Here is a 9,868-nt window from a genome sequence, read left to right on the forward strand (position 1 = left end):
TGTTAGCATCTCCTTGTTCTCCTTTTCAGTTTCGTCACTAAAAAGGATAATATATTTTAAGGGTGCTGGCAATGGAATTTTTCCATTTTATGCTTGGGTTTTTAAAGGCCGGTCTGCATTGATTTTAGTATACCAGAAACATAATTTCTATTTCATCTATTTCAATGTTTTCTTTAGGTAATATTTCGCTAATTATAATGAGTTTAGGCTCTGAAAATTTTCTATCTAAATTAGTTATTTCCATAAGTTTTTTTACAGTTTCATCATTATTATAAATGTCTTCATATTTAGATATTAAAGCTTTTTTATGTGTTGAATAAGATAATTTTGTAGTGTCTATTACTTCAATACAAGCACTATAAATACTATTATTCAGGCTAACTATGGTAAAAGCATCTGACCTATAATCTCCATTAAACCAACTTTCTTCTCTTTTAAAATGAATCATTCCTGCACCTTGTCTAATGAGTTCTGCATATATATTCATACTAATTATCATTGATTTTGTTGGAGTAGCATATTTTGTTTCTATATAAAATATCTTTTCAGCATATATATTTCCTACTGGCTTAAAACCTTTTATTTGCTTTAAAAGTATACATTGATTTAACCTTTTACGTGCTAAATCATATCCATATTTCCTGTCATTCCACCAAATCGAGTATGCTTGAGCTATAGTTATAAATCCATATTTCTCTATATGATATATCATTAATTTATCTCTACTTGTTAGCATTCAACTACCTCCGATTCTTCGTTTCTAACTGCTCTATTTCATTTTGAGTAAACTTAGTATCATTTTTACCATATCTTTCTGCTTTCCTTTTAGCGTTTTTACTCTCTTTAGTTTCTTTTCTCTTTTGTTCTTTTTTAGTACCAACTTCAGGATTAAACCAACTAAGATAATTAAAATCTTGATATTGTGCATTTGTAACTCTAAAAGGTTTTATATAATCAAGAATAGTTGATGGATAGAGTGTAGTAGTTTTTCCCAGTATTTTTTTACTTGTTTTTACAATAAATTCTCTAGGTAATAGTTCAGTAGCTTCATTCGAGTCTATAGCCACCTCTGAGGACTTTCTATTATTAACCTTAAATGTAATGATAGTGTTGGAGTTTGCCTTTAAAAAGGAAGGTATTTTATCTATCGTGGCTCTTTGGAGTCCTATAACTACATAAATTCCAACATATCTACCTATAGCAATTAATCTCTCCATACTTTCTTGAATTTCAGTTTTTATAGCTTTTTTATCTTTATCAGCCGATTCACTCGAGGGCATTAGGGAGGAGAATTCATCTATGACAAGATATATATAACTAAATTTATTTTGATTATATTTCTTACAAACTTTATTAAATGCAAATATATTTTCACAGATTCCGTCTTCAATGAATGGTCTCAGAATTTTATCCCTTGCATCTACAATTGCCTTTAAATAATTAACAATGGCGAGAGCTTTGTAAATATCATCTCCATAGGCTTTTGAATGCTTACACTTCCTATAAATAATCTGATCACTTTTATCCACCTGAATAAAATACAGGCTTAAATCTTCAGGAGAGTTAGAAACGATTAAATTTGTAATTATTGAATCAATGAGTTTTGTTTTTCCCATTCCTGTTGCACCTTGAATAAGACAATGAGGATAGTCCAACATATTTACAAACAATGGAGTTCCATCAATTCCAGTACCTACATATATCTGATATGGTGCTAATTTCTTTCCTTTAGCATCAATATAAGGTTCAAAATCTATTGAGGGAATATCACTCATAATAAACTCTGCTTTTAAGTGTTGTGCCTTTGGTATAGAAGTTGTAATAAATTTGCACCCTAAATTATTTTCTATTGTTTTTATCATTTCTTCACTTTCTAATTTTGAAAAGCTAAGTCCATTTACAATATTAATATTACATTTGAATCCATACGTAGTTTTTTTAATTTCTGTTAGTGAAAAAGTTTCGTCCATATCATTGTCTAGGTGGCAAAATGCCATTAATTGAATCCAATTATATATAAATTTATTGATTTCCTTAGTTTCTTGAGATTTTTTATTCTTAGCTTCTTGTAACAATTTAGCTGAAGATGTTTGTTTCATTTTCACCTTAATTTTATTTCTAAACTTATTTAATTTTGTTGATTTGATTTTATTTATAAATTTAGTTTTTGCATTCATACCATCACCACCTATTTAAATAGACTATGACCTTCTTTAAACTGTTCATTGAAATTATTTTGATGTTTTTTGAATTTAGTCTTGAACTGGGTAGTTAAAAAAACTGTTTGTAAATTAAATTGATGTTTCTTTTTATAATTAATTACAATTGGTACACTAAGAGCAACCCCTGCCAACATTATTTTTGTTATATTATCTATTATAAAATCGGTTATTAAATCCATTAATTTCTACCTTCACAATCTAATTTTTTGATGTAAACCTCCAATGCATCCTTTACAAAATCACTCATTTCTTCTAATGCATTTACATAACTATATATTTTAATATCTCTAGTTGTTTTCTTGAAACTTACTTGAATTATTCGAGAATCCTTTTTCATCGTTTATCCTCCATCTCTTTCATTTCTTAATATATACTATGTATTATTTCCGTAAATGTTTCCTAACTTTTAGTAAATTAAATGTTAAAGAAAAAAAATAAAGACTACTTCTCAGTAGTCTTCTTCATCTCTTCATATATAAGGTTTTTAACATATCTGCTTTTACCTGTCATTTTGCTTTGTTCTAAAATAAAATTATAAACATCAATTTCAAGTTTATTATCTTTAGCAAAGGTCAATTCAACTCTTTCATAATTATCTTTTTTAATTTTAACCATATACTCACCTCGTCATTAGTCATTATCTAAGTTAAAATAATTGAAAACTATCCCCGCGAATGAGTTTTCAATTATTTACTTATCTATATTTCCTTTTTTAATTAGTTTTGTGCTATACATTACTCCTCCATTCCAAGAAATTAAAGTAGTATTGCAAAAATAACATGTTTCAGAATCCTTATCTCTCATAGGTATTCTATGACGATGTAATTCATATTCTGCACCACATTTTGAACAAGTAATGTTTTCTTCCCTCATCTCAATGCCATCTCCTTCTTCTATGTTTTATACATAAGTATTCAGAACAAATACATTATTAAATATCCAATTCTCCCTGCTACAGCCTTCCAAGCTTGTATCCTTTGTTACGGTTTAACAGAAATAACAGATATAAATGATCCATTAGGCAATTTAGTGATTATTTCCATTTTATTTCCAATTGTAACATTCATTCTAGTCCCATTGTCTATGTTATTATCATAATTTCTATATGCTAAAGAATTAACTATTAATGAAGTAACACTTGCTTGATCTTTATGTGATTCAATAAAATCTTCTTTTATACTAGCTTTGTCCGGAGTTTCTCCTCTATCAACAATCTGCAATACTCCATTACTTCTAAGTAATTCATCCGCTATTTCGTATACTCTATTTTGCACTGTAAGTCTATAATCACCTGGTGTTTTAATCCTTCTATCGGATATAATATCATTAAATATTCGATAACCATGTGTGCCTATCAACCAACATACGATTGCATCGTAGGGTCTATTATCCTTTAACCATTGTAATAAATTTCTATCTTCAATTATATCCCCTTGAATAAGCAAGACTGATTTTTCATTAATATCAGAATCAATTCTAGAATAATTGATTTTATATTTTTTGGGATTCAAAATTAACAAAGACTCTCTTTTTATTAGCGAAACACTATAACCCGCTAGTTCTAATTTATTTTTAGTTAATTTTAAACATTCAATATTTTCGTCTATAGATACTATATTATGCCCTGCGTTGCATAATGTTAGGGTGCTACTACCATCTCCACACCCAATTTCTATAACCATCTTATAACTTTTAATTATGCTCTCCATCCATTCATAATCTTTATCTTCTGTAAACTTTTTTGCATCTACACACCAGTCTTTTGCATATTTTTTACGCTCCTGCTCTATACGTTTGATAGCATTATTCATTTTATGATTCCTCTTTATATGATTTTAGATTTTTCTCCACTCTATTAATCATGTTCTTCGATACTTGACACTTGTAATGGATTAATCAAAATTCTATTAGTCATATCTTCTCCAGTTAATAACACACTTCTAACTTTAAATGTACCATCTTCGTTTGTTACAATTTTTATAACATCCTCTAAACATAAATTATTACAAAAATACTCATTTCCACTAGCCATAATTATCTTAACCTTTTTCATCTGATTTTCCCCCCATAATTTACTTTTTCTTTATATTATAACATAAATTCACTATAATTTATGTTATATATCTATCACCATTACTATTATTTTAAATATAAAAAAAGATACAAATAAATTAAGTATCTTTAATCTTTGTATCTTTTTTTATATTTAAAATGATATTCTGTATTACTACTTTATGGCTTCATCTTATCTTCATCCTTACCTTAGAATTCTTTCTATTTAAAACATCTAATGGATTAAATCTACATATATCCTCAGTCATATCTACTGGTAATAGATTAATATATTTCTCGGTTGTTTTTATATTGGAGTGTCCTAGCACAACTTTTAATCTATAAATATCACCATGATTCCTAATAAATAAAGTGGCGAAAGTATTTCTAAAAGTATTTACTCCACGCATCTTTACATTTCTATTCTTGAAATAATTAGATATATTTTGATGTAAAGTATCATAGCACATTTTGACTTTATCTAATTTAGCAAATAAGTAATCATCAGGATTAAAATTCATAACTTCCTCATATTCCTTTAATACTAATTTCAATGTAGGACTTAATGGAATTAGTATTTGTTTTCTAGTCTTCATATGCGTAAATAATATTAAGTCTTCTGAATACCTAATATCTTGTAATTTTACATTTAGTAGTGTTTCTGACCTGCAACCTGTACCTAACAGAAAATTAACAATTACCCAACCTTTGTAATCGCCTATCAAGCAATCATCTAAATTAGGTTTCTTTAGCAATAAAGCCAATTCATCTTCTTTATAAACTATTTTCTTCTCTGAATCCACTGTCGGAATCTTTACATCGAATTTAACTAGATAATGGTTATCAAAACAAAATGTCAGAAATGCCCTCACTTTAATTACAAATGACTTATATGTATTTCCTTTATACCCATTTTTCCTGTAAAAAATAACTTGATTTTCTATTTTCTTTTTCGTTAGAGTTTCTATTGATTCATCTATAATAACAATCTTTGGTAATACGAATCTATAAAATCTTATTTTACTCTCAATAGTTTTATCTGCTTGTCCAATTGATATACAGTAATTTAAATATTCTTCATGACACTCATTTATTGTCTTTTTGTTTCCATTCCTCATGTTTTTTAATTTGATTTTTGCCATAATATTATTCCATACCTCCAACGTTAAATTTACAGATTGCGTGTATGGAGTTACTGAATAATTTTATCACCATTTTTGATGTTATTTATTACTTATTACTCTTTTAATCCTATTTTATATTTAAAATATGTTTTAGAATTCCTTATGTTTTACCTTATTCCACTTTTGTTATTAGTGAGTTATTATACAATACATTAGTATCAAATTTCCTTATAATATCTCCCTCAAACTTAATCTCTAAATCTTTATCTGTAATGGACATTACTATTCCACTTCCAAAACTTTTATGAAGCACCGCATCCCCTTCTTTAAAAGGTAATTCTGCTCCAGTTACGCCTATAATATTACATTCCTTAATAAATCGTGAGGTTTCTTTCGCCTTTCCTTTTACGTTTTTAGAAATACATATCCAAACATTATCAATGGCTCTTGTAATTCCTACATAAAACAGTCTTCTTTCTTCTTCTAAGTTATTTTCTATGCTATTTACATGCGGTATGTTATCTTCATTACAATTAATCAAAAATACATTTTTAAACTCCATACCTTTGACGCCATGAATTGTACTGAATATTACCGCATCTTCATCAATGTTTTTCTTATGTTTGCTGATCTCTTCTTTAACCTGTTCTATATGTGCTAGAAAAGCTATTATAGAGCTATACCCCTCCGCTGATTGTCTAAACTCGTCAATAACATCCTCCATCTCACCTAAATCAATCTTAAATTTAGTACAATATTCTTTAATGTAATCATGATATCCTATACTCAGAACTAGATTATCTATAGCGCTTTCTAAAGAAATTTTATTTAAAAAATGTATATCTTTTTTCAACTTATCTAACATCTTCATTTGAAACACAGGTATATCTTCTATTTCCTTTAACATTTCAAAACAATCTTCGCGTGCATTATTTCTTTTTAACTTATCTAAATTTAATTTGCTTATATATCTAAATGGCTTATTAATTATCCTAGTGAAGCTATTTCTATCACCTTTATCAATACTTAATTTTAAATATGCAATTATGTCTTTACAAATGAAATGTTGAAAGAAGTCATATTCCTTGTCCATTAGCTTAAAAGGTATTCTTTTTTTAATAAACACATCTATTAGACTTCTGCATTCTACATTTGTTCTGTATAATATTGCATTTTCTCCATATTCATATTCATTATTATCCATATATTTTTGAATTATGCTACTAATTTCTCCAGCTTGCGCATTTTCATTCACATTATTAAGTACAACAATGCTGCCATCTTGATCCTTAAATGCTGTTATATTTTTTTCATTTCTCATGTTATTATTTTTTATAACATTCATGGATATTTCCACTATGTTCTTTGGGCATCTATAGTTAGTAGACAGGGGTAACTTCCCTCCCCCTACAAAATGCTCTGAAAAATCAACCATACACTGAGGATTGGACCCTCTAAAACCATAAATACATTGATCCTCATCACCTACTGCAAAGATAGAATTTTCTTCATTTAAAAGTTTTAGTATTTCAACTTGCATAGAATCACAATCTTGAAACTCATCAATTAAAATATGCTTAAACAATTTTCTATATCCCTGAAGTATTGTGTAATTTTTTATAAATAAATCTTTACATCCAATTTGAAGATCATCGAAATCCAATAAGTTCTTTTCCTTCCTATATTGCTCATAAATATTATAGGCTGCTATAAATATTCCTTTATCAATACTTGGAGTGAAATTTTCTATTAAATCACCACTTGTTTTAAATACAGAAATGTTATTTATGACTTCCTTTACCTTTTCATCTCCTACCTCGTCCAGATATGACATAAGTACATTTTTTATGAGTTTATATACATCTAGTGTATCTATTATATTTATATCCCCATAATAATTTTTAAGAATTTTATAAAACAAACCATGGAAAGTTCCAAAAAATGGTACCCTTTCTTTTCCATTAATAGCAACATATCTATTCTTCATATTAATAGCTGCAGCTCTTGTAAAGGTAATTACTATAATATTTTTAGGTTTAATATTTTGTTCATTTATTAAATGAACAATCCTATTAACAATAACTACCGTTTTACCACTACCTGGGCCTGCTGTAACTAGTAAATTTCTACTACTAGAAAAGACAGCCTCCCTCTGCTCTTTGCTTAGGTTTGCATGTGTTTTTTTGATGCCTACTTTATCATTCATATTATACTTTTCTCCACTTCATCAATCTACTTTTTATATACTATACATTCTTTCTATACCCAAATTACTATTGTAATAATCCTATAATTACATTAAAATGTAATTGTGCTATAACTCTATTATATACTTTTATTAAATTTCAAAGGGGAAAAAATTATGGATTACTCAAAAGATTTTAATGTGAGGAATGAACGAAACCTAACAATGCTCGTAGACTTCTATGAACTAACAATGGCAAACGGTTACTTAGATAATAACGTTGAGGATAAAATTGCCTACTTTGATATGTTTTTTAGGCGAATACCTGATGGTGGCGGATATTGCGTTATGGCTGGGGTACAACAATTAATTGAATATCTTTCTAAATTGAATTTTACTGATGATGATATATCTTATTTAAAAAGTAAAAATACATTTTCCCAAAAATTTATTGATTACCTAAGCAATTTTAAATTTTCATGTGATGTATGGGCTATTCCTGAAGGTTATCCTGTTTTTCCAGGGGAACCCTTAGTTACAGTTAGGGGGCCTATCGTTCAAGCTCAATTTGTTGAAACAATGGTTCTACTAACAATAAATCATCAAACCTTAATAGCTACTAAAGCAAGTAGAATATGTAGAGCAGCAAAAGGTAGACCTGTTATGGAATTTGGATCTCGTCGTGCTCAAGGTTATGATGGAGCTATATATGGAGCTCGTGCTGCTGTTATTGGTGGTTGCGTTGGAACTGCTTGTACTATAGCTGAGGAAATGTTTAATATTCCAGCGCTTGGAACTATGGCACATAGCTGGGTACAACTATTTGATACTGAATATGAAGCCTTTAAAGCTTGGACAAAAACCTACCCTGATAACTGCGTACTTCTTATAGATACCTATAGTGTGTTAAACTCAGGTGTGCTAAATGCTATAAAAGTGTTTGATGAAGTACTTAAACCTATGGGAAAAAGACCTGTGGGAATTAGAATTGATAGTGGAGATATTACTTATCTAACCAAAAAAGTTAGATTAATCCTTGATGAAGCTGGCTACTCAGATGTGAAAATTACAATTTCTAACTCTCTTGATGAATATATAATAACCGGGGTTTTAGAAAACGGAGCACAAATTGATAACTTTGGTGTTGGCGAAAGACTTATTACTGCCAGATCAGAACCTGTATTTGGCGGTGTTTATAAACTCGTTGCTGCTGAGAATGACGGTGTAATAATACCAAAAATTAAAATTAGCGAGAATGCAGAAAAAATAATTAATCCTGCTTTTAAAAAATTATACAGGATATTTGATAACAGAACAAACAAGGCAATTGCTGATTTGATTACCTTGCATGATGAGCAAATTGATGTAACTAGACCACTTGAAATATTTAATCCAATTTATACTTGGAAAAAAAGAAATCTTAAACATTACTATATTAAAGAACTTTTGGTTAAACTATTTGATAATGGTCAACTAGTTTATGAGTCTCCGTCTGTTATGCAGATAAAAGCATTTTCTAATCACGAAGTCTCTAAACTATGGCCCGAGGTTTTAAGATTTGACAATCCTCATGCATATTATGTGGACCTTTCTTGGAATTTATGGAACCTAAAGCAAAGTTTACTAAATCAATATTCTGAGACACTTGGGTAAAAATATTTACCCTTGGGTAAAAATATTTACACTTGTGTAATAATATTTCTATAATTACTATACCAAAGAGAAATGCTAGGAGGACTTTATGGAACTGCCTTTAAAAATTAAACTTTCAAAAGTTGCACTTGACGTGCTTCTAGAAATGATTAAACTTGATAAAACATATGATAGCGCAAGATTTGTGTTCACCGACGGTTGTTGTAAAACTGCAAAAGTTGATATTTATTTAGACAATTTTAAGACAGGAGATATTAGAAACAACATTGGTGATTTGCAAATATTATATGATGAATCTCTCCTAGAAAACATTAATGAACTCACAATAGCATATAGTGATTCTAGATTTTGGATTAAAACAGTACTTACTAAAAGTGATAAGAAAGATTGTTCAAGCGGTGGTACCAAGTCCTGTAATGGTTGCTCTGGACATTGTGATTCTCATCAATCATAATTTATTCACATGTTAATATGAGATATATGAAATCAGCTAATCGAGTAGGTAAAAGTCGGGAATAAATTTCCCGACTTCTTTCCTCTCACAGAACCGTACGTGAGTCTGTCTAACAATAACAAAAAACTATATAAAACAGTAGAATAATGGTATTTATTTTAAAAAATTATCCCCAATA

The 9,868-nt window shown here is 28.8% G+C and carries 12 protein-coding genes; 2 read left to right on the plus strand and 10 right to left on the minus strand.

Features of this window, described 5'->3' with window-relative positions:
• Nucleotides 1-124 precede the first annotated feature (124 nt).
• From VIM70_RS06485 to VIM70_RS06530, 10 genes are all read right to left on the minus strand, one after another.
• Complete coding sequence (locus VIM70_RS06485; protein WP_331944926.1) at nt 125-736, minus strand: hypothetical protein; 612 nt, start codon at nt 734-736, stop codon at nt 125-127.
• Nucleotides 737-740: 4 nt separating this feature from the next.
• The gene (locus VIM70_RS06490) at nt 741-2,177 is read right to left on the minus strand and encodes an FtsK/SpoIIIE domain-containing protein (protein WP_331944927.1); all 1,437 of its coding nucleotides are present in this window, start codon (nt 2,175-2,177) and stop codon (nt 741-743) included.
• 11 nt (nt 2,178-2,188) lie between these two features.
• A complete protein-coding gene (locus tag VIM70_RS06495) occupies nt 2,189-2,401 on the minus strand; it encodes a hypothetical protein (RefSeq protein ID WP_331944928.1) in 213 nt (70 codons plus the stop codon).
• Entirely contained in the window at nt 2,401-2,559 is a 159-nt protein-coding gene (locus VIM70_RS06500; protein ID WP_331944929.1) for a hypothetical protein, read from the minus strand. Before VIM70_RS06500 ends, VIM70_RS06495 begins: the two co-directional genes overlap by 1 nt.
• 104 nt (nt 2,560-2,663) lie before the next feature.
• Nucleotides 2,664-2,837, minus strand: a complete 174-nt coding sequence (locus tag VIM70_RS06505; protein ID WP_331944930.1) for a hypothetical protein — start codon at nt 2,835-2,837, stop codon at nt 2,664-2,666.
• A 75-nt stretch (nt 2,838-2,912) separates the two neighbouring features.
• A complete protein-coding gene (locus VIM70_RS06510) occupies nt 2,913-3,095 on the minus strand; it encodes a hypothetical protein (RefSeq protein ID WP_331944931.1) in 183 nt (60 codons plus the stop codon).
• A gap of 107 nt (nt 3,096-3,202) precedes the next feature.
• A complete protein-coding gene (locus VIM70_RS06515; protein ID WP_331944932.1) occupies nt 3,203-4,033 on the minus strand; it encodes a class I SAM-dependent methyltransferase in 831 nt (276 codons plus the stop codon).
• Nucleotides 4,034-4,077: 44 nt separating this feature from the next.
• Nucleotides 4,078-4,275: a hypothetical protein gene (locus VIM70_RS06520; protein ID WP_331944933.1), complete on the minus strand. Its 198-nt coding sequence runs from the start codon at nt 4,273-4,275 to the stop codon at nt 4,078-4,080.
• Between the two features lie 187 nt (nt 4,276-4,462).
• The gene (locus tag VIM70_RS06525; protein WP_331944934.1) at nt 4,463-5,416 is read right to left on the minus strand and encodes a site-specific integrase; all 954 of its coding nucleotides are present in this window, start codon (nt 5,414-5,416) and stop codon (nt 4,463-4,465) included.
• A gap of 154 nt (nt 5,417-5,570) precedes the next feature.
• Nucleotides 5,571-7,604: an ATP-dependent helicase gene (locus VIM70_RS06530; RefSeq protein WP_331944935.1), complete on the minus strand. Its 2,034-nt coding sequence runs from the start codon at nt 7,602-7,604 to the stop codon at nt 5,571-5,573.
• A gap of 156 nt (nt 7,605-7,760) precedes the next feature.
• Here VIM70_RS06530 and VIM70_RS06535 point away from each other — a divergent pair, with 156 nt between their 5' ends.
• Nucleotides 7,761-9,236 (plus strand): nicotinate phosphoribosyltransferase, encoded by a 1,476-nt coding sequence (locus tag VIM70_RS06535; RefSeq protein ID WP_331944936.1) that lies wholly within the window; start codon nt 7,761-7,763, stop codon nt 9,234-9,236.
• Nucleotides 9,237-9,324: 88 nt separating this feature from the next.
• Entirely contained in the window at nt 9,325-9,690 is a 366-nt protein-coding gene (locus VIM70_RS06540) for a hypothetical protein (protein ID WP_331944937.1), read from the plus strand.
• Nucleotides 9,691-9,868: the final 178 nt, after the last annotated feature.

Origin of the sequence: Clostridium sp. (genome assembly GCF_036569345.1) — a bacterium.
GTDB lineage: Bacteria > Bacillota > Clostridia > Clostridiales > Clostridiaceae > Clostridium_AD.

Excerpts from the sequence above, each read along its gene's own strand:
- VIM70_RS06485 (WP_331944926.1), bottom strand. The coding sequence starts at position 736 with ATGCTAACAAGTAGAGATAAATTAATGATATATCATATAGAGAAATAT.
- VIM70_RS06490 (WP_331944927.1), bottom strand. The coding sequence starts at position 2,177 with ATGAATGCAAAAACTAAATTTATAAATAAAATCAAATCAACAAAATTA.
- VIM70_RS06495 (WP_331944928.1), bottom strand. The coding sequence starts at position 2,401 with ATGGATTTAATAACCGATTTTATAATAGATAATATAACAAAAATAATG.
- VIM70_RS06500 (WP_331944929.1), bottom strand. The coding sequence starts at position 2,559 with ATGAAAAAGGATTCTCGAATAATTCAAGTAAGTTTCAAGAAAACAACT.
- VIM70_RS06505 (WP_331944930.1), bottom strand. The coding sequence starts at position 2,837 with ATGGTTAAAATTAAAAAAGATAATTATGAAAGAGTTGAATTGACCTTT.
- VIM70_RS06510 (WP_331944931.1), bottom strand. The coding sequence starts at position 3,095 with ATGAGGGAAGAAAACATTACTTGTTCAAAATGTGGTGCAGAATATGAA.
- VIM70_RS06515 (WP_331944932.1), bottom strand. The coding sequence starts at position 4,033 with ATGAATAATGCTATCAAACGTATAGAGCAGGAGCGTAAAAAATATGCA.
- VIM70_RS06520 (WP_331944933.1), bottom strand. The coding sequence starts at position 4,275 with ATGAAAAAGGTTAAGATAATTATGGCTAGTGGAAATGAGTATTTTTGT.
- VIM70_RS06525 (WP_331944934.1), bottom strand. The coding sequence starts at position 5,416 with ATGGCAAAAATCAAATTAAAAAACATGAGGAATGGAAACAAAAAGACA.
- VIM70_RS06530 (WP_331944935.1), bottom strand. The coding sequence starts at position 7,604 with ATGAATGATAAAGTAGGCATCAAAAAAACACATGCAAACCTAAGCAAA.
- VIM70_RS06535 (WP_331944936.1), top strand. The coding sequence starts at position 7,761 with ATGGATTACTCAAAAGATTTTAATGTGAGGAATGAACGAAACCTAACA.
- VIM70_RS06540 (WP_331944937.1), top strand. The coding sequence starts at position 9,325 with ATGGAACTGCCTTTAAAAATTAAACTTTCAAAAGTTGCACTTGACGTG.